At 61.6% G+C, this 19563-nt stretch carries 19 protein-coding genes; 8 read left to right on the top strand and 11 right to left on the bottom strand.

What is annotated here, in order from left to right; genetic code table 11:
• Positions 1 to 95 precede the first annotated feature (95 nt).
• Positions 96 to 473: a VOC family protein gene (locus VEJ16_08435; GenBank protein HYB09683.1), complete on the top strand. Its 378-nt coding sequence runs from the start codon at positions 96 to 98 to the stop codon at positions 471 to 473.
• On the opposite strand, the gene VEJ16_08440 is transcribed toward VEJ16_08435, so the two are convergent.
• The 5 genes from VEJ16_08440 to VEJ16_08460 form a co-directional block, all read right to left on the bottom strand.
• The gene (locus VEJ16_08440; protein ID HYB09684.1) at positions 470 to 997 is read right to left on the bottom strand and encodes a hypothetical protein; all 528 of its coding nucleotides are present in this window, start codon (positions 995 to 997) and stop codon (positions 470 to 472) included. The two genes, VEJ16_08435 and VEJ16_08440, sit on opposite strands and share 4 nt — an antisense overlap.
• Before the next feature lie 268 nt (positions 998 to 1265).
• Positions 1266 to 3944, bottom strand: coding sequence for a pyruvate, phosphate dikinase (gene ppdK / locus VEJ16_08445; protein HYB09685.1), 2679 nt, complete (start codon positions 3942 to 3944; stop codon positions 1266 to 1268).
• Positions 3945 to 3963: 19 nt separating this feature from the next.
• On the bottom strand, positions 3964 to 6057 hold the full coding sequence (gene glyS / locus VEJ16_08450) for a glycine--tRNA ligase subunit beta (protein ID HYB09686.1): 2094 nt from the start codon (positions 6055 to 6057) through the stop codon (positions 3964 to 3966).
• Positions 6058 to 6059: 2 nt separating this feature from the next.
• Complete coding sequence (locus VEJ16_08455) at positions 6060 to 6950, bottom strand: glycine--tRNA ligase subunit alpha (GenBank protein ID HYB09687.1); 891 nt, start codon at positions 6948 to 6950, stop codon at positions 6060 to 6062.
• A gap of 142 nt (positions 6951 to 7092) precedes the next feature.
• Positions 7093 to 7380 (bottom strand): hypothetical protein, encoded by a 288-nt coding sequence (locus VEJ16_08460; protein ID HYB09688.1) that lies wholly within the window; start codon positions 7378 to 7380, stop codon positions 7093 to 7095.
• A 229-nt stretch (positions 7381 to 7609) separates the two neighbouring features.
• On the opposite strand from VEJ16_08460, the gene VEJ16_08465 reads away from it, so the two are divergent.
• Positions 7610 to 8815 carry a patatin-like phospholipase family protein gene (locus VEJ16_08465; protein ID HYB09689.1) on the top strand — a complete coding sequence of 402 codons (1206 nt, stop codon included), beginning with the start codon at positions 7610 to 7612 and terminating at the stop codon, positions 8813 to 8815.
• Between the two features lie 27 nt (positions 8816 to 8842).
• Complete coding sequence (locus VEJ16_08470) at positions 8843 to 9625, top strand: 3-hydroxybutyrate dehydrogenase (protein ID HYB09690.1); 783 nt, start codon at positions 8843 to 8845, stop codon at positions 9623 to 9625.
• 66 nt (positions 9626 to 9691) lie between these two features.
• Here VEJ16_08470 and VEJ16_08475 read toward each other — a convergent pair whose 3' ends face one another.
• The 3 genes from VEJ16_08475 to VEJ16_08485 are packed head-to-tail and all read right to left on the bottom strand — an operon-like array spanning position 9692 to position 11559.
• Positions 9692 to 10561 (bottom strand): S49 family peptidase, encoded by an 870-nt coding sequence (locus VEJ16_08475; GenBank protein ID HYB09691.1) that lies wholly within the window; start codon positions 10559 to 10561, stop codon positions 9692 to 9694.
• Positions 10562 to 10601: 40 nt separating this feature from the next.
• The gene (locus tag VEJ16_08480; GenBank protein HYB09692.1) at positions 10602 to 11390 is read right to left on the bottom strand and encodes a methyltransferase; all 789 of its coding nucleotides are present in this window, start codon (positions 11388 to 11390) and stop codon (positions 10602 to 10604) included.
• A complete protein-coding gene (locus VEJ16_08485; GenBank protein HYB09693.1) occupies positions 11341 to 11559 on the bottom strand; it encodes a DUF2007 domain-containing protein in 219 nt (72 codons plus the stop codon). Before VEJ16_08485 ends, VEJ16_08480 begins: the two co-directional genes overlap by 50 nt.
• Positions 11560 to 11732: 173 nt before the next feature.
• On the opposite strand from VEJ16_08485, the gene VEJ16_08490 reads away from it, so the two are divergent.
• Positions 11733 to 12755, top strand: a complete 1023-nt coding sequence (locus VEJ16_08490; GenBank protein HYB09694.1) for a polyprenyl synthetase family protein — start codon at positions 11733 to 11735, stop codon at positions 12753 to 12755.
• Between the two features lie 9 nt (positions 12756 to 12764).
• Entirely contained in the window at positions 12765 to 14195 is a 1431-nt protein-coding gene (locus tag VEJ16_08495) for a sodium:proton antiporter (protein HYB09695.1), read from the top strand.
• Positions 14196 to 14288: 93 nt separating this feature from the next.
• Here VEJ16_08495 and VEJ16_08500 read toward each other — a convergent pair whose 3' ends face one another.
• The gene (locus VEJ16_08500) at positions 14289 to 15236 is read right to left on the bottom strand and encodes an amino acid ABC transporter substrate-binding protein (protein HYB09696.1); all 948 of its coding nucleotides are present in this window, start codon (positions 15234 to 15236) and stop codon (positions 14289 to 14291) included.
• 14 nt (positions 15237 to 15250) lie between these two features.
• Positions 15251 to 16519 (bottom strand): dicarboxylate/amino acid:cation symporter, encoded by a 1269-nt coding sequence (locus VEJ16_08505; GenBank protein HYB09697.1) that lies wholly within the window; start codon positions 16517 to 16519, stop codon positions 15251 to 15253.
• Positions 16520 to 17280: 761 nt separating this feature from the next.
• Between VEJ16_08505 and VEJ16_08510 the strand changes: the two genes are divergently transcribed.
• Positions 17281 to 17481 (top strand): hypothetical protein, encoded by a 201-nt coding sequence (locus VEJ16_08510; protein ID HYB09698.1) that lies wholly within the window; start codon positions 17281 to 17283, stop codon positions 17479 to 17481.
• A 40-nt stretch (positions 17482 to 17521) separates the two neighbouring features.
• Here the strand turns inward: VEJ16_08510 and VEJ16_08515 are convergent, their stop codons facing one another.
• Positions 17522 to 17740, bottom strand: a complete 219-nt coding sequence (locus VEJ16_08515) for a hypothetical protein (protein ID HYB09699.1) — start codon at positions 17738 to 17740, stop codon at positions 17522 to 17524.
• Between the two features lie 134 nt (positions 17741 to 17874).
• Here VEJ16_08515 and VEJ16_08520 point away from each other — a divergent pair, with 134 nt between their 5' ends.
• Both VEJ16_08520 and VEJ16_08525 read left to right on the top strand, forming a co-directional pair.
• On the top strand, positions 17875 to 18798 hold the full coding sequence (locus tag VEJ16_08520) for a transcriptional regulator GcvA (GenBank protein ID HYB09700.1): 924 nt from the start codon (positions 17875 to 17877) through the stop codon (positions 18796 to 18798).
• A gap of 206 nt (positions 18799 to 19004) precedes the next feature.
• On the top strand, positions 19005 to 19331 hold the full coding sequence (locus tag VEJ16_08525) for a hypothetical protein (protein HYB09701.1): 327 nt from the start codon (positions 19005 to 19007) through the stop codon (positions 19329 to 19331).
• The last annotated feature ends 232 nt before the right edge of the window (positions 19332 to 19563 follow it).

Raw genomic sequence — 19563 nt, forward strand, 5'->3', positions numbered from 1 at the left:
CCCCTTGCATGACAAGATGGAACCCCGCATCGGCCGGATGCGCCGACCCACCCACGACGAACTCTTCCGAACAATCTGGAGATTGGAGATTTGATATGCGGATTGTCGCCATCGACCATGTGCAACTCGCTATGCCCGCAGGCGGGGAAACGCTGGCGCGAAACTTTTACGAAGGTATTCTGGGAATTCCGGAGGTGCCCAAGCCGACGGAGCGCGCCAAGCGCGGCGGCGCGTGGTTCGAGCACAATAACGTGAGGGTTCACCTCGGGGTCGATCCGAGCTTCGTCCCCGCGAAGAAGGCGCATCCGGGATTCGTGGTCGACGACCTCGAGGGCCTGATCGAAAAGCTCGAGCATGCGGGGTACCGGACCGCGGTCGAATCGGCGGATTACGGGCACCGCGCTTTCGTGCACGACCCCTTTGGCAATCGCATCGAGCTCATCGCGTCCGATAGGTCGATTGCTCGAGGTTAGGTTCCGGCTTCGGTCGTCGCATTGGCGAGGAGATCGCGCAGCATCGCCTCACGCGCTCCAGGCTCACGCAAGCGCCGCTCAAGCGCAGGGTGCGCCCACGTGACTCGGCCTGGCGGCGTCCGCGTGGCGGCCTCTGCCCGCCCGCCGCGATCGGCCACAAAGAGGATGCGCGAGGCATTGTGCGGATCGGGTGTTACGTCGAATAGCTCTCCCTTGGGCGAAACCCAGACCGCATGAAACGATGCGGAGATCGAGATGCCGGGATTTTCCCAAATTGCCCATCCCTGCTCGACGCTTCCGCCGGAGCGTTCGATTTTGGCAGCGACGTTCTTCACGAATTTGCCGGGCTCCGCACCGGGAATCGCGATCACCGGAATCCATTGCGGGTCGGCATCGGAGAGCGACGCACAGAACGATTCGACAAAGGCCGAAAGCCGCGCCGGTGTCGCCTCGAAGCCGCCCGAAAGTCGTTCGAGCAGGGCGAGTACAGTTGAAAAGTCCGGTACGGCGTGGGTGTCGTCCATCGCGACCTCCATCATGAGATTGGTCCCCGATGAAGATCGCTGCCACGCGGCGACGGCCGACCTTATTCGGGCGCTTTAGCGTTGATACGGCGGCGCAAGCTGACCATCAAATCCCGCCCCGGCCCCATCGGGACCGCGAACTCCATCTAGGCCCTGGCGAACCATTTGTCGAGGCAATCGGCGGATATTTTTTGCCCTGACCTATGGCCGTGAAACGAAGGAACGGGACGGCACTCGCAAGATGGTGGAGGCCATCGCGCTCGCGTCGTCAATCCCGTCCCGCGGGGGCGGCCTTGAGGGCCGATTGCGCGCCGGCGAGCCGTGCAATCGGCACGCGGAAGGGTGAGCAGGAAACGTAATCGAGCCCGACCTCGTTACAGAAGTGGACCGATGCGGGATCCCCACCGTGCTCGCCGCAGATGCCGCACTTGAGGTCCTTACGGGTCTTGCGGCCCCGTACCACACCCATGCGCACAAGCTCGCCGACACCGTCGCGCTCGATCGACACGAATGGGTCCGCGGCGAAAATACCGTTGCGCTGATAAGCCTCGATAAATTTACCGGCATCGTCACGGCTGAGACCCAGGCAGGTCTGGGTCAAGTCGTTGGTACCGAAGCTGAAGAATTCGGCGGTCTCGGCAATTTCGCCCGCGCGAAGGGCGGCACGCGGCAACTCGATCATTGTCCCGACCAGGTATTTGAGCTTCATCGCTTCTTCTTTTTCGACCGATCTGGCAACTCGATCGATCGCGTCCTTGAGGATCTCAAGTTCGCGCCTGGTGGCGGCGAGCGGGATCATGATCTCGGGCACCACTTTCTTTCCGGTCTCCCGCTCGACGGCCACGCAGGCTTCGAATATGGCGCGCGCCTGCATTTCATAAATCTCGGGGTAGGTGATGGCGAGGCGGCAGCCCCGGTGGCCAAGCATGGGATTGACCTCGAACAGCTTGCCCGACGCCTCGCGGATGCGGGAGAGGGAGACGCCGGCGGCTTCCGCAACCTGCTTCATTTCCGCATCCCCATGGGGTAGGAACTCGTGGAGTGGTGGGTCGAGAAGACGGATCGTGACGGGCAGTTTGCCCATGATCTTGAAAAGCTCGACAAAGTCGGCGCGTTGCATGGGAAGAAGCTTGGCAAGTGCTCGCCGCCGACCCTTCTCGTCCTCCGCGATGATCATTTCGCGCACCGCGACGATGCGGTCGCCATCGAAAAACATATGTTCGGTGCGGCAAAGCCCGATGCCCTCGGCGCCAAATTCCTTTGCCGTGCGCGCATCCGCCGGCGTGTCGGCATTGGCCCGCACGCCGATTCTGCGGATGCGGTCCGCCCACCCCATGAGAATTGCGAAATCGCCGGAAAGCTCCGGCTTCGTCGTCGGAACCGTTCCGAAGAATACTTCGCCGGTTCCGCCGTCGATCGTGATTCCGTCGCCGGCTCGGATCACATGATTGCCGACTGTGATGCTGCCTGTTTCGTAATCGACTTTTAGGTCGCCCGCACCCGCCACGCAGGCTCGACCCATCCCTCGCGCGACCACCGCGGCGTGGCTCGTAATCCCCCCGCGGGTCGTGAGAATTCCCTGGGCCGCGTGCATGCCGTGAATATCCTCGGGGCTCGTCTCGACCCGCACGAGAATGACCGCTTGGCCATGCTTGGCCTTCGCCTCTGCTTCCCCGGCGTGAAACACCACGATCCCCGAGGCGGCCCCTGGCGAGGCCGGCAGGCCGCGGGCCAGAAGCGTTCTCGGGGCCCTTGGGTCGAGAGTCGGGTGGAGAAGCTGGTCGAGCGAGGCCGGATCGATCCGCCCTACGGCCTCCGCTCTGGAGATAAGTTTTTCTTTGGCCATCTCGACGGCGATCCGGATCGCGGCCGGTGCGGTGCGCTTGCCGCTCCGCGTTTGGAGCATGTAGAGCTTGCCGTTCTCGACCGTAAACTCGAGATCCTGCACGTCGCGGTAATGCTTTTCGAGGGTCTTGCGAAATTGAACGAGCTGCTTGAAGACCTTGGGCATCGTCTCTTCCATCGACGGAAGCCGGGAGCCCGTCGCGCGCTTGCCCGCCTCGGTGATCGACTGCGGCGTGCGAATTCCCGCCACGACGTCCTCGCCCTGGGCATTGACGAGATACTCACCATAGAAGGCGTTCTCGCCCGTCGACGGATTTCGCGTGAATGCGACCCCGGTTGCGCAATCCTGGCCCATGTTTCCAAAGACCATTGCCTGGACGGTGACCGCCGTGCCCCAGTCGTCAGGGATATCGTGGAGCCGCCGGTACGTGATGGCGCGCTGATTGTTCCAGCTTCCAAACACGGCGCCGACGGCTCCCCAAAGCTGCGCCTTCGGGTCTTGCGGGAAGGGCCTGCTCGATTCCGCGGCGACGACACGCTGGTAACCGGCGACGAGTTCCTTCAGATCCTCGGCGGCAAGCTCGGTGTCGAGTGCGACGCCCCGATCTTCCTTGATCAGTTCAAGTTGATCCTCGAAGTGATGATGCTCGATGCCGAGTACGACGTTGCCGTACATCTGTATGAATCGGCGATAGCTGTCATAGGCGAAACGCTCGTTGCCGCTCGCAGCCGCAAGACCCCGGACCGTCTCATCGTTGAGCCCGAGATTGAGGACCGTATCCATCATGCCCGGCATCGACGCCCGCGCGCCCGAGCGCACCGACACGAGCAGGGGATTTTTCGAATCTCCGAATTTTCGGCCGACGATGCGCTCGACCTTCTTGAGCCCGGTCGCGGTCGCAGCTTCCAGCTCGCGAGGGTATTTCTTTTTGTTCTCGTAGAAATGGGTGCAGACCGCGGTCGTGATTGTGAACCCGGGAGGGACCGGAAGGCCGATCCTGCTCATTTCGGCAAGATTGGCGCCCTTGCCGCCCAAGAGTTCCTTCATCGACGCGTTGCCCTCGGCCTTGCGGTCGCCGAAGGAATACACCCATTTCGCCATGTCTATTCCCTTTATCCCTTTATCCCTCTATCTTCGAAAAATCGGCGACGCCACCGAGCGCCGAGCGGATTGCGGACAGCAGCCTCAAGCGATTCTCGCGAAGGATCGCGTTATCCGTATTGACCGTGACACGATCGAAGAACGCATCGACGGGCGGGCGCAATTTCGCGAGTGCCGCCATTGCGCCGGCAAAATCTTCCGACCCGACCGCATTCGCGATTCCGCCCGTGGCGTTGACAAGCCCGTCATAAAGTGCCTTTTCCTCGCCCTGCTCCAGCTTCGTCGGGTCGGCGCCGCCATCATATGTCCGGCTATCCTTCTTTTCCTCGATGCGCACGATATTCGAAGCGCGCTTGTATGCCGTGAGCAGATTCGCGCCGTCGTCGCTCGCGAGGAATTTGGCCAGTGCCGCCACGCGCGCGAGCAGGCGGACGAGATCGTCCTCCCCGCCGAGTGCGAATACGCTACTCACGAGATCGTGCCGCACGCCCTTCTCGCGCAGGTGAACCTTGAGCCGGTCGGCAAAAAATGTGAGGAGATCCTCGCTAAATTGCGAATCGGGCTTCGGTGTCGAAATTCCCTGCTTTGGATAGAGCTCTCGCGCGACTGCAAAGAACCGACGCAGCGGCACGCGCAGATTGTTCTCGACGATGAGCCGTATAACGCCGAGCGCCGCTCGCCTCAGCGCATAGGGGTCCTTCGAACCCGTGGGCTTTTCATCGATGAGCCAGAAGCCGACCAGCGTATCGATCTTATCGCCAAGAGCCACGGCAACGGATACCGGCGCCGTCGGGCAACGGTCGTTTGGGCCAAGCGGGGCATAATGATCGGCTATCGCGTTCGCGACGGACGGATCCTCGCCGTCGTGCAGGGCGTAATAGCGCCCCATGACGCCCTGAAGATCGGGGAATTCCCCGACCATGCCCGATACGAGATCGGCTTTTGCAAGAAGCGATGCGCTACGAACCTTGTCGATGTCGGCGCCCGGAATGCAGCCCGCCAATTCCGCAGCGAGAGTTGCGACTCGCGAGACCTTCTGGCCGACGGTCCCGAGCTTGGCATGGAAAACCAGCTGGTCGAGCTTCGGTACGCGCTCCTCGAGCCTGGTTTTGCGGTCCAGATCCCAGAAGAACTTGGCATCGGAGAGGCGGGCGCGGAGCACGCGTTCATTGCCCGCGACGATGGCCTTTCCGCCATCCTCCGCCACCATGTTCGAAACGACGATGAAGCGTGCTGCGAGCTTGCCGTCCGTCATTTCGAGCGAGAAATATTTCTGATTCGTGCGCATCGTCGAAGTCAACACTTCGCGCGGCACGTCCATGAATTTAGGGTCGATCGACCCAATCAAGGCGACGGGCCACTCGATCAGCCCGCAAACCTCTTCCAGCAATGCTGGATCTTCCTTCAGCGCGAGCCCCTCGGCCGCCGCGAGTGCTGTGGCCCCTTCAGAGATCGTGCGCTTGCGCTCCTCGCGGTCGAGCATGACATAGGATTTGCGAAGCTTCTCCCGGTAGTCGGCGAAATGCGCCACCGTGATGGGCCCTGGGGCGAGGAAACGGTGGCCGAATGTTTGGTTCACGAATCGGAGTTCGGCGCCACTCAGATCGATTGAGCCGGCGAGTGTCTTGCCGTCGAATATCGCGAGTACGCTATGCAAAGGGCGGACATAGCGAAACGCGGTGGCTCCGGCGCGCATCGACTTCGGCCACGGAATGGCCCGGATCGCTTCATCCAACATTCCGACGAGCAACTGCGCCGCCGCTTGTCCCGCCACCCTACGAACCGCAAAATAAAATTCGGCGTTCCCCACTGTGCGCTTCTCGCACTGATCGAGGTTCGAGAGGCCCGCGGACTTCAGGAAGCCCTGGATCGCTTGCTCGGGCGCACCGACGCGAGGACCCTTTCGCTCCTCGGAGAGATCGGGCTGCATCGGGGGCAATCCCTCGACGACGAGTGCCAAACGACGCGGGGTTACAAATGACTCGGCACTGCTGAAATCGAGCCGCGCTTCGGCAAGTTTCTCGGTCACGAGCCGCTTCAGGTCCGCCGCGGCCTTCGCCTGCATGCGGGCGGGAATCTCTTCGGAGAAGAGTTCGAGAAGAAGCTCCGCCACGGCTAGCCCAAATGCCCGCGGCTCTTGAGCCAGCCCTCGCAGCACGCCTTAGCGAGGGAGCGCACCCGGCCGATATACGCTTGGCGCTCCGTAACGCTGATGACGCCGCGCGCATCCAGAAGATTGAAGAGATGGCTCGCCTTGATGCATTGATCGTATGCAGGGAGCGATAGCTTCGCCCCAATCAATGCCGCGCACTCCGTCTCGGCATCCTCGAAGTGGCGAAAAAGGATCGCCGTGTCGGCGCGTTCGAAATTGTAGGCGGAAAATTCGCGCTCGCTCTGAAGAAATACGTCGCCATAGGTAATGCGGCCCGAACCTGCGACGCCATTGAAGTCGAGATCGTAGACGTTCTCGACACCCTGCACGTACATGGCAAGCCGCTCGAGGCCATAGGTATATTCAACGGACACGGGATTGCAGTCGAATCCACCCACTTGCTGGAAATAGGTGTATTGGCTGACTTCCATGCCGTCGCACCAGACTTCCCAACCAAGCCCCCAGGCACCGAGCGTCGGGCTTTCCCAATCGTCCTCGACGAAGCGTATGTCGTGCCGAAGCGGGTCGACGCCGAGGCGCTTGAGGCTTTCGAGATAAAGTTCCTGGGAATTGTCCGGCGAAGGCTTCAGGATCGCCTGGAATTGGTAATAGTGCTGGAGCCGATTTGGGTTCTCTCCGTAGCGACCGTCCGTCGGCCGGCGGGAGGGCTGCACATAGGCCGCTCGCCAGGGCTCTGGCCCCAGGCTGCGCAACGTTGTCGCTGGATGGAAGGTGCCTGCGCCAACCTCCACGTCATAGGGTTGCAACAGAACGCAGCCTTGCTCCGCCCAATATTGCTGAAGCGTTAGGATGAGCGACTGAAAACTCTTTGCGGAGGCGCCGTTCTTGGCCATCGCGAGGTTCATGGGAACAAACGTGGGTGCAGTGCACAATAATGGCCGCCGAAAAGGGGGTCAATCCGTATGAAGAGTGGGCGGAATGTAAAGCCAATAGGCTGCACGTGGCGACGAATTAAGGGGCAGCCTATCCCCGCAGCTATGGAAATGGGCAACCGGGCTGACCGCATTTTGCGACCCCTCGCACCGGCACGTAGGCGCCGCAGACCCGGCATTTGACTGTCTCTTCGACCTCGCTTCGCGCATTGTCGGAAGCTACGCCGGCGCCGCCGTCGCCGGCCCGTCGGCGCACCCGCGCGTCGCGGGCCTGGCGTTTTGCCTCCGCGTCGCGGAGCGCCTGAATGCGCCCGATCAACTTGAACCCGTACCAGACAATGAGAAGGATGCCGGCGAGGACGATGAGCTTGGGCAGACTAAAGCCGAACATTGCGCCATCTAGGCGGCCTCCCCTGCTTCGGTCAAGGAAAACCGGGGTTTGCACGCCCTGTCGGCGTTTCTAGATCGGCTTCTCAAATTAGGCCTGCCTTGCCCGGCCGCTTGACGGCCGCCACAAAAACTTTACTTCGGAACGAGCAATGTCCCGCACCGCACCCTAAATAGTGGGATAAAGTGGCACCGCGGGAGTGCTGAACGAGCGCAAGAGCGAAGGAGGGGCCATGAGCGAGACTGCACGTCCGCAATCGCCGGCCAAGGAGCGCGCGGTTGCCCTCGTGCTGCAGGGTGGGGGTGCGTTGGGCGCCTTCCAAGTCGGCGCCTATGAAGCGCTTTGCACGCAGAAACTGCGTCCGTGCTGGATTGCAGGAACCTCGATCGGCGCCATCAACGGCGCGATCATTGCCGGAAACGAACCGAACAAGGCGCTGGAACGCCTTCACGATTTTTGGTACAGCGTCTCTACGCCCGATGCCGCCGCACCCCCGGAAAAGAACGACTCGCTACGCCAAATCTTCAGTTTCTGGAGTGCTCAGCAGTCCGTGTTCACGGGCCAGCCCGGCTTCTTTACGCCGCGTCCAGTGCCGCCCGTGCTGGCCCCGCCTGGCGGTCCAGCCGCCACGAGTTTCTATGACACGAACCCGCTTAAACTCACCCTTGAACGACTGATCGATTTCGACCGGATCAACGCGAGGGCGTGCCGCTTGAGCCTTGGTGCTGTCGAGGTCGATACCGGCCGCCAAGTCTACTTCGACAATCACATTCAAAAAATCGGGCCAGAGCATGTGATGGCGAGCGGGGCATTGCCTCCCGCCTTCCCAGCCGTGCGCGTTGGCGACAAGCTGTACTGGGACGGCGGTATCGTTTCGAATACGCCGCTCGATGCCTTGATGAGCAACCCACCGACCAGCGACCTCTTAATTCTCGTGGTCGACCTTTGGAATCCGCGCGGCAGGACGCCCGCCACGATGATCGAGGTTCAGGCGCGCCTCAAGGACATCACCTATGCGAGTCGGGCGATGCATCATATCGACGCCTACGAAAAGATCAGTGTGCTGCGCCAGCTCGTCGACAAGCTTTACAAAAAGCTGCCTGCAGGTCCCGACGCGGACGCCCTATGGTTCGAGGTGGAATCGCTCGGCTGCCCGCACGTCGTCGATATCGTCCATCTTATTTACGAAGAAGCATCGTATGAGCTTCCGTCGCGCGATTACGAATTTTCGCGCTCTTCGGTGGCGCGGCATCGCGAGCAAGGGCTGTGCCAAGCGATGCGCGTACTCGCACGCCGCGGCTGGTGCACACCGTCGACCCAGCCGGATGCCGTGCGGATCCACGAGACCCCGCCGCTACCTTTGTCGAGACGGCGGGCAGCGAACACGGGAAGGCGTCCAGGCCGCCGCGGCAAAGCGCCCGGAATGGAAGTCCATTAAGTAACGACAGCCAGAAGGAGATGTACGATGACCATGCAAGGCAAGATCGCGATGGTGACGGGTGCGGCGAGCGGCATCGGGCGTGAAATCGCATGCGAGTTCGCGCGCGCGGGTGCGAAGCTGGCCATTGCCGATCTCAACCTCGACGCCGCGAATGCCACTGCCAATGAAATCGTGAAATCGGGCGGGGCCGCGGTCGGCGTGCGCATGGACGTGACCAAGGAGCACGAGGTCGATGGTGGCGTAGAGGCCACGGTCAAGAAGCTCGGCGGGCTCGACGTGATGGTGAGTAACGCGGGCATCCAGCACATCGACCCGCTCGACCAACTCTCATACGCGAATTGGCGCAAAGTCGTCGAAATCCACCTCGACGGCGGCTTTCTCTGCACGCGCGCGGCACTCCGCCAAATGTATGCCCAAGGCCGCGGAGGTTCGATCATCTACATGGGTTCGGTCCACTCGAAAGAAGCCTCGGTCCTGAAGGGGCCCTATGTTTCCGCAAAACATGCGCTGATCGGGTTGGCCAAGGTCGTCGCCAAGGAAGGCGCCAAGCATGGCGTGCGCGCGAACGTCATCTGCCCTGGCTTCGTCCGCACCCCGCTGGTCGACAAACAGATTCCCGAACAGGCCAAGGAGCTGGGCATCAGCGAGCAAGACGTAATCAAGAACGTGATGCTGAAGGACACGGTGGATGGCGAGTTCACGACGATCGAAGATGTAGCGCAGCTCGCGGTCTTCCTCGCCGCCTACCCCACGAACGCCCTCACCGGTCAGTCGTTCGTGGTGAGCCACGGCTGGTTCATGCAATAAGGCCGAGGATCGACAGGTCCGCGCTTTTTTTGCGTGACGCAAAAGGAGGGGTGCTGCCCGCGGGCGTCAGAGACCGAAACGCGACCAGAGGGCGCGGGCCTCCAAGGATGCGATGAGTTCCGGCGCCCAATCCGCCGGCCAGGCAAATGCGGGCGCATCGACCGTTGCAAGGCCGAGCCGGCGGCGCAGCCATCCGCGCTCTCCGCTCACGACACGCAAGCGCACCTTGTCGCCAAAGCGATTGCGCAGCGTGCCGCGCAGATCGCCGATGCCGTCGACCAGCCCGAATTCGAGTGCGCGCCGACCGGTCCAGAATTCGCCGTTGAAGAGCGCATCTTCGCTCGCCTTCAGCTTGTTGGCTCGCCGGGTGCGCACCTGTGTCTTGAAGGCTTCGTGCAGCTCATGCTGCAACGCCTTGAGACGCTCGATGTCATCGGGATCTTCGGCGAGAAAGGGATCGAGCATCGCCTTGCGCTCGCCGGCCGTGTAAAGCCGGCGACGAATGCCCAGCCGTTTGATCAAGTCTTGAAAGCCGAAGCCCGTCGAGATCACCCCAATCGAGCCGACGATCGAGGTTTCCGCCGCGTAGATTTCATCGGCGGCGCACGCAAGCCAATAACCGCCCGATGCGGCGACGTCCTCAACGAACGCGAAGACAGGCACATTCTTCTCGGCGGCAAGTTGGCGAATGCGGCCGGCGATCAGCAAGGATTGCGACGCCGAGCCGCCGGGGGAATTGATTGCGAGTGCGACGGCGGAGAGCGGCTTGATCTTGAATGCGCGCTCGAGCACACCTGCAACGCCCGCGATATTGAGGCCCCCGCGCAAGGGGCCGAGGGGGCCGATCACGCCGAAGAGACGCACGACGGAAACCTGGGGCAGGGCCGGCCGCAGCGCGGGGATCGGCAATCGATCAAGGAACGCCGTAAGGCTCATGTCATCAGGATAGGGTGCTCGAAATGACTTGCCAACCGCTTCAGAGATCGAGGGGGGCGCCTTGACGGAGGACGGCCTCGGCCGCCGGCGTATAGGCGCCGTCAGCGCCGTGCAGCACCAATCCCGCGGCGAGCCGCGTCGGCGAGGCGACGCCCTTGCGCGCACGCACGATGACACGCTTGGCCGGCCGCCCATCCGCCATCGGCCACAGCGGAAAAACGACGATTTCACCCGACTTGCGATGAAGTGCCGCCAGCAGCGCATCGAGCCGGTCGGCGCGGTGAATGATCGTAACGCTGCCTTTGTCCTTCACCATGGTCAAGCAAAAGGCAATCCATGCGCCGAGGCCGGCGGCACCCTCCACGTTTGCCGCGGCCTTGCCGGGGTCGGCCGGAATCGACGCCCGGGCTGGCTCGAGATAGGGCGGGTTCGCCATCACGTGATCGAAGCTTCCGGGTGCAAGTCGGGGCGGAGGCCGGAGCAGGTCGCCCTCCATGACCGTTACGCGATCCGTCATTCCGTTGAGGCCTGCGTTTTCGTTGGCCAGCCGGACAAGGGAGCGTTGCGACTCGAGCCCTGAAACCCGCGCGCCCGCGACCCGGGCAGCGAGGCAAAGTGCTGCCGCCGCCACACCGGCACCCGCGTCGAGGACATGATCGCCCGCCGCCGCCGGCACCGCCGCAGCAAGCAGGACCGGGTCGATTGCCACACGGTAGCCGCTCGCTTGCTGGATCAAGCGAACGCCGCCGCCAAGCAGTCCGTCTTCGGTGGTGCTGCCCTCAGTCATCTTCCAGCGGCACGCCGGCTCGCTCGAGTATGCGCGTAGCACGGGCATGATCCTCGTCGGACACCATGAGCCGGCGGCGAATCGCGCCGATGCTACCCTCGAGGACGCTCATATTTTGGTCGAGCACGAAGGACTCGATGTGCTCTTCGGCAAGAACTGCCGACACGTAAGAGAGGCGCACCGGATCATTCGTCCGAATAAGCTCCTTCATCGCACCGACTCCCTCGTTTTCGCCATTTGCGAACTGAGCGGCATATCAGCCCAGCGCCCATGTCTTTTATTAGCGACTGCCTTTACAGAAAACGCAATACGCTCCTTGACCGCGACGGTTGGCGCTTTATGCTCGCGGCAGAGGTGATCGCCGTCAAGCGGGACGGGAAGCAGGTGGCCATTATCGTCAATCTCGAAGAAGGTCGGGAAAAAGCGCCGGACGCCGCGTTTACCCGGCTTCAGGGACTCGTTGCCGAGGATTTGCGCCTCGTCAACGAAGTGATCGTTCAGCGCATGGACAGCCCCGTGGCGCTCATCCCGCAATTGGCCGGTCATATCGTCGCGGCGGGTGGCAAACGTTTGAGGCCAATCCTCACGCTTGCCTCAGCCAAGTTGTGCGGATACCAGGGCAACCGCCACGTGCGGCTTGCGGCTTGCGTCGAATTCATTCACACGGCGACCCTCCTCCATGACGATGTCGTCGACGAAAGCGATCTTCGGCGCGGACTCAAGACCGCGAATGCGCTGTGGGGTAACAAGGCGAGCGTGCTCGTCGGTGATTTTCTGTTCAGCCGGGCGTTCCAGCTCATGGTTGAAGATAGCTCGCTCGAGGTGCTCAGAATCCTCTCGAACGCGTCCGCCGTGATCGCCGAGGGCGAAGTGCACCAGCTTATCACCGCAAACGACACGGAAACGAGCGAGACCGCCTATCTCGACGTGATCCGCGCCAAGACGGCGTGCCTTTTCGCCGCCGCATGCGAGATCGGTGCGGTCGTAGCAGAACGCCCGAAGGTCGAGGCCGAGGCGCTCGAAGGCTACGGTCTCAATTTGGGAATCGCCTTCCAGTTGATCGATGACGTGCTCGACTTTGCAGCGCGCCGCGACACGCTCGGCAAGAACATCGGCGACGATTTCCGCGATGGCAAGATCACTTTGCCGATCGTGCTCGCTTTCAGGCGCGGCAGCGAAGCCGAGCGATCGTTCTGGCGCCGAACGCTCGAGGATCTCGACCAGCGCGAGGGCGATCTCGAGCAGGCCATCCAATTCATGGAAAAACACGGCTCGCTGCGGGATACGGTCGCGCGCGCGCGGCATTACGGCGCCATTGCGCGGGACGCCCTCGGTATCTTTCCGGAAACGATCGAGAAGCGCTCTCTTCTCGACCTCATCGACTTTTGCATTCAGCGCGCCTACTGAGCCGGTATCGTGGCGGTGCATTCACGAGCACGTGTCGCCGCTATCTTGGCCGCGATCGTGGCGCTGCTGCCCGCAAGTGGCTTCGCGGCACAACCGAGTACGGCGGGCATCGACGGCCGCGTCCTTGGTCTCGAGTGGGCGCTACCCTTCGCCGGATTGTTGCTTTCGATTGCGTTCCTTCCCCTCGCAGCAAAGCACTTCTGGCATCGTCATCACGGCAAGGTCTCGGCCGCATGGGCCGTCATACTCCTTGTTCCCTTCACCCTCCATGTCGGCATTTCGGGCACGGTGGCCGCGGTTGCGCACACGCTACTGCTCGAATATGTCCCGTTTGTCGTCCTGCTCTTAGCACTCTTTACGGTCGCAGGTGGGGTTCGCATCGCCGGCTCGCTTTCCGACAGCCCCGCATCCAACACGGCTGTCCTCGCCTTCGGAACGGTCCTTGCCAGCATCGTCGGAACGACCGGTGCTGCCGTCTTGCTCGTCAGGCCGCTGATCTCAGCCAATCGCGCCCGTTCCCGTAAGACCCACATATTCGTTTTCTTCCTGTTTCTCGTGTGCAATATCGGGGGAGCCTTGACTCCCCTCGGCGACCCGCCACTTTTTCTCGGATTTCTTGCGGGCGTTTCGTTCTTCTGGCCGACCGTCCATCTCTTGGCGCCGACGCTCGTCCTGAGTGGAACCCTCCTCGCATTATTTTTCCTGCTCGAAAGACACCTCTATCGCCGGGAAGCATCAAAGGCAGAAAACGATGGCGTGAGGCCGATACGCCTCGAAGGCAAGCGCAATCTCGTGCTCCTCGCAGGCGTCATCGGCGCTGTGCTGATGAGCGGGATATGGCACCCCGGAATAAACTTGGACGTGCTCGGCACCCATCTCGGACTCGAGATGGTCCTTCGCGACGTGATCCTCGTGGCGCTCACGGTGGTCTCGCTCAGGATCACACATGCGACGATCCATCAAGCGAACGGGTTTTCATGGTTTCCGATCCTCGAAGTCGCGAAGCTCTTTGCCGGCCTCTTCATCACGATTATTCCGGCGATTGCGATCCTTCGCGCGGGGATCGGAGGTGTTCTCGGTGGCTGGATCGACCTCGTCACCGACCCTGACGGCCAGCCGATACCGGCGATGTATTTCTGGATGACGGGGCTGCTGTCGACCGTGCTCGACAATGCGCCAACCTATCTCATGTTCTTCAACATGGCGGGCGGGGACGCGGAGCAACTCATGGGTCCCCTCGCTGCAACGCTTGCGGCAATCTCGGCGGGTGCCGTGTTCATGGGGGCGAACACCTATGTGGGCAATGCGCCCAATTTCATGGTGAAATCGATCTGCGAGCAATACGGCATACGGATGCCGAGTTTTTTCGGCTATATGCTGTGGTCCCTCGGCATCCTGACGCCGCTTTACATCGTGCTGACCTTTCTCTTCTTCCGTTGACCATCCGGGCCAGAGCACAATATCGCGACGAGAGATTCACAGCGCGGGAGCGGCCGGATTGTCGAGCTTCTTGGGTGAAACGACCGGGAGCGGCTATTCCTCCGGCACGCCGAGGACGCGAAAGAATTCCTCGAGTTGCGGGCTTATGGGCAAGTCCAAGAGTTCGCCGGTCGGCAACCGCTTCTGGAACCATTTGTTGTAGAGATCCACGATTTCGCGGTTTTCGGCGAGGCGCCTGAACGTCCGGTCGACGACGGCGGCGAAATCGGGATCGTCCTTGCGGAACATCAGGCCGTAGGGATCGTAAGAGAGATACTCACCGACGACGTGAAAATCGGCGCCATTCTTCGCCGTCGCGATCAGCCCGTAGAGAAGCACGTCATCTGTCGCGAACGCATCGGCCGTACCCGAGGCGACCATATTGAACGATTGGTCGTGGTCCGCCGCCGTCACGATCTTGATATCGATCTTTTGTTTCTCGACGATGGCGCGCAGGGCCGCTTCGTTCGTGGTGCCCGAAGTCACCACGACTGTCTTACCACCGAGGTCCCGATAGGACTGAATGCCGGACGATTTCCTGACCAGCAACTTGGTGCCCGCGACGAAGAACACGGGCGAGAACGCGACCTGTTTCTGGCGCGTGAAATTGCTCGTCGTCGAGCCGCATTCGATATCGATCCCGCCGCTCAAGAGCGTCGGTATCCTGTTCTCCGCGGTGACGAGCTTGTAGCTGACGCCGACGGGTTGCCCAAGCTCCTCGGCGATCTCATCGACGATCTCCTTGCAGAGGTCTATGGAATAGCCGATCGGCTGGCGGCGCAGATTCAAATAGGAGAACGGGATCGAGCTGCCGCGATACCCGATCGTGAGCACCCCGCTTTCCTTCGCCTTCTTGAGCGTGCCCGTCAGTTCCTGGGCGTGCGCCGCGAATGCGAGGCCGAGCGACAAGCCGACGACGAGTGCAAGCGCGAGGCCGGCCGCCCTGCGCGCACGTGGGCGAGCGTCAGGGGAGTGGTCGGGCACGGTAATTTCCTTCGCCATCGCCGCGGCACCCTTTATGCGGGCTTCGGCCTCAGTCTGCGCGCATCGGCCTCAAGTGCATGTTCCTCCCGTTCCCACTTCGAGATCACGGCCGTCGCCAGGCTGTTGCCGATGACGTTTGTCGCCGAGCGCCCCATGTCGAGGAACTGGTCGATGCCGATGACGAGCAAGAGGCCAGCCTCCGGAATGTTGAAGGTCGCCATGGTTGCGGCGATCACGACCAACGAAGCTCGCGGCACGCCGGCCATCCCCTTGCTGGTCAGCATGAAGAACAGAAGCATCGTGATCTGTTGGCCGAGCGTAAGGTTGATGTTGTAGGCCTGGGCGATAAAGAGGGCCGCGAACGTGCAATACATCATGGAACCGTCGAGATTGAAGGAATAACCCATCGGCAGGACGAAACTGATGATCTTGCGGCTGACGGGGTATTTCTCGAGCTGCTCCATCGTCTTGGGATAGGCGGCTTCGCTGCTTGCCGTGCTGAACGCAAGGAGGAACGGCTCTTTGACGAGACCGATCAGCCGGAAAATGCCCGCGTTCAGGAAGAGGAACCCGACTAGGACGAGTGCGAGCCACAGCACAGCAAGGCTCAAGTAAAAATAAACGATGAATTTGCCGTAGACGACGAGTATGCCGAGGCCCTGGGTCGCGATCGTCGCGGCCATGGCGGCAAACACGGCGATCGGCGCCAAGCCCATCACGTAGCCGGTGATCTTGAGCACGATGTGCGATAGTTCCTCCACACCCTCGACAAACAGCTTCGCCTTCTCGCCCAATGCCGCTGCGGCCACGCCGAACAGAAGCGAGAAGACGACGATTTGCAGGATCTCGTTGTTCGCCATCGCCTCGAATACGCTGCGCGGCACGAGGTGCACGATGAACTCCTTGAAGGAGAGCGAGGCGACCTTGAGGTTCGTTGCCGCGTTGACGTCGGGTAACGGCAGATTGAGATTGTCGCCCGGCCGAAGCATGTTGACCATGACGAGGCCGATCAAAAGCGACACCAGCGAGGCGGCGACGAACCAGCCCAGCGCCTTGGCGCCGATTCGGCCGATCGTTTTGGTGTCGCCCATGTGCGCCACGCCGACGACCAGCGTGGAAAACACGAGCGGTGCGATGATCATCTTGATGAGCCGCAAGAAGATGTCGGTGAAGAGTCCGATATAGCCCGCGATCTCCTTCGCCGTCTGAGGATCGGGCCACAGCACATTGCACATGTAGCCGACCAAGATGCCGAGAACCATGCCGATCATGATGACGATGGTGAGCCTCTGCGAGCGCATTGCCTGCCTCCCTAGGCGATGTACCGATTCAAAAGATCCCCGGAGTCGGCAGCACTAATTTGTCACGCGGGCTGCCGCCCCTGCTGGCATCACTTGGATCGTCTGACGTGAAGCGTTTTCCCGATCATCCGGTGTTGCATCTTCTCGTTGCCATTCAATTCGGCCAGCACACCCGAGGCCACGGCGTTACCGGAGCGCATGCGCGATTTGGCATTCGCCTCCGTCGCGTGCCGATTGCGAACCATTTCCCGATTGCCCAGGCTGCCGCCGCCCCCGTCGCAGACTGCTCAAATCCCCCTCCTGCGAGCGTGTCCGCACGCCGCTCCCCCCCATCGCGACCGGAAATCATACCACAGAGTTGCGGCCACGAGCGCCACTATCGCGGACGAGGGCGCGATCCTACGGTGGCGCTCGAAGCATTTTTGGCTTTCGGCGTGTACGTTCAAGGCGACGGGGCGACGGCAGTATCAGACGTCGGGTTGGGGCGCATCGTCGGGCGAACCGAGGACACCGCAAATGCTTCGCCAATACCCGCGAGCGCAATTCGAAATCGGATGCAGCTTGAAATCGGCAGCCTGGTCTCAAGGCGAGGCCAGTATTCGAACCGTAGCCATTCCTGTCACGCAGGCCCGCGCCGAGGAATTGGGCCTTTTCTTTCGGGGAATCTGGACGTAATTCCCAGTGCTCGGGTGGCTTGTTTTCCGAGGCGCGAAATGGGCACCGTAATTGCGTTCCCTGATAGGCCGAGAGTAAGGCATTGCGTGGGCGTATGCCCCGAGTGCGGTAATCCGGGTGAGCACGTTGCAGCAGGGAACGACGAGCATTGGCAGGTATGCCGACAGCACCGTACCAAGTGGCACGTCAATAGCGAGCTTTTCCTGGATGCGCGCGAGTTGACACCGCTTGAGCGGTTCCGCGCCGTCGATATGTTGAGCCTCTACCGCGAGGTCACCGCGTCCTGATTCTGCGGAAAACTTTGCGAGGCGTCTCCGATCGATCAGCTCAACGCCGCCAGAACGGCTTACACGCCTCGCTCACCACTTCCGCACGGCTGCGGCCAATGTCGCTCAGAAGCCGGTGATCGGCGTTCGCGAGCATCCGGCGCTGGTAAGCCCGCTCGCTCCACAACGAGAGCGCGTCGAGCACTTGTGCAAGGATTGAAGGCCGGCTGCGTGCCGTGAAACGGGCGCCGGCTTCCGCGGCGATTGTCATTCTGGTCATCTCGATTCTCCCGGTTTTGCCTCGTCCGGGGCGATGGGCCCCGCATGCGGAGAATATCGGCGCTTCATCGGGTCACGACAAACCAGCATTTCTGATAGAATGGCTTAGCCCATTTAAGCCTAGGAGTTCGCCTCTTGGCGCGCCGTCTCCCGCCTCTCAATGCGCTCAAGGCCTTCGAAGCGGCTGCACGTCATATGAGTTTTCTCAAAGCGGCTAACGAGTTGCACGTGACCGCGGGCGCCATAAGCCAGCGAATCAAGAACCTCGAAGCTCAAATCGGGGTGGCGCTGTTTCGTCGGCTGGCCAGGGGCGTGGTGCTGACGGACGCAGGTCAACGCTACAGCCGGCGGATCGGGGAGCTCTTTGAGGGCATCGAGAAGGCGACCCGCCAGTTACGGCAGGAGGCGGCCACCACGGTGCTCACGATCAGCGCCATGGCGTCATTCGAAGTATGCTGGCTCATCCCACGCCTCGGTCCCTTCAACGCCTCGCACCCCGGCGTCGCCGTGCGGGTGTTGCCGGAACAGGCCCCGGTCGACCTCGCCAGCAACGGCATCGATCTCGCGATCCGCTATGGCCACGGCCACTACCCCGAGCTGATGGTCGAGCGCCTGCTGCCGCGCAGAATCTTTCCTGTGTGCAGTCCCAAGCTCATGGAAGGGCCGCATCCGATTCGCACGCTGGCCGATTTCGCCCATCACACACTGTTGGGCGAGGAGCCTTATCTGCACTATGAAGAGACGACCTGGAAGCAGTGGATGACGGCGGTGGGTGCCGACGACATCGAGGTGCCCGCAGGTCCCGTCTTCACCTTCTCGCATATGGCGCTTCAGGCGGCGGTTGCTGGCCAGGGTGTGGCACTCGGGACCACGGTCCTTGCCGGCGACGATCTTGCGGCCGGCCGTCTTGTCCGGCCTCTGCCGCACATCGTCGAAAGCGAGCACCCTTATTGGCTGATCTATCCGCCGGCTCTTGCAAAGCAGCCGAGAGTGCGCGCCTTCCGCGACTGGATCATGGCCGAGGCGACCCGTTTTGTGGAGCAAACCGAAAAAGGTTGAAGGTGATCTTCGGTGCGGCGCGTGGAAAAAGGCCCCGCCGACCGAGGCAGGAAGGCGGGGCAAGGTTACCGTCGCTTTACCGCTAGAGGGGAAGATTCACAGACGACGGCAAGTTTCTTACGTGCAACTCGAATGCCAAATCGATGTGTCCAAAAAAAGCCCCGCCGCGCAAGCGGGGCGAGTGAGAAAACATGAAATCGTGACACGTGGCTGTTTCAGATTTGTATCTGGCGCCATCAAGTCGAAAAGTCTACGATCATGCCGAACCGGACCCGCTTCACTTCAACGATGGGATCGGCGTGAAAGACCACTTCAGGGTCAGAGAGTTCTATCTAAAGCTCAAGCTCAAGGGATCGCCCGGTTATCGCCATGTCGGCCGGGTTGTGAGGCTTGGCGCGTTGACGAAGGGGTGCGAGATCGATGTCAGTTACCTGGGGCACGAGCGCCGTGCCGTCGTGCGCGACGTTACGACCCCGCGGCCGAGCCGACCGGAGCTGACGAACTTGCCCGTCGTTGAGGCGGATGAGCTTTAACGAACAGGAGCCCCGCCGTGCTGGATGGCGCAACGGGCTCGAACTTCTCGTCTTACCCAGTCACCGTCACGTAGCGTGACGCGGTTTCAGTCTCGCGCCATTGGCCGACGAGGCCACGCGTCGGCGCCAAGCGATCTGGCTCAAATTTCAAATTTAGACACTATCTAATCGAGAGATGACGTCTCGTCGTCGATCCACGGGCAGGAACCGAGGGGGCGTTATGTGACCGTGG

It is taken from the genome of Alphaproteobacteria bacterium (genome assembly GCA_035625915.1).
In the GTDB taxonomy this organism is placed as follows: domain Bacteria; phylum Pseudomonadota; class Alphaproteobacteria; order JACZXZ01; family JACZXZ01; genus DATDHA01.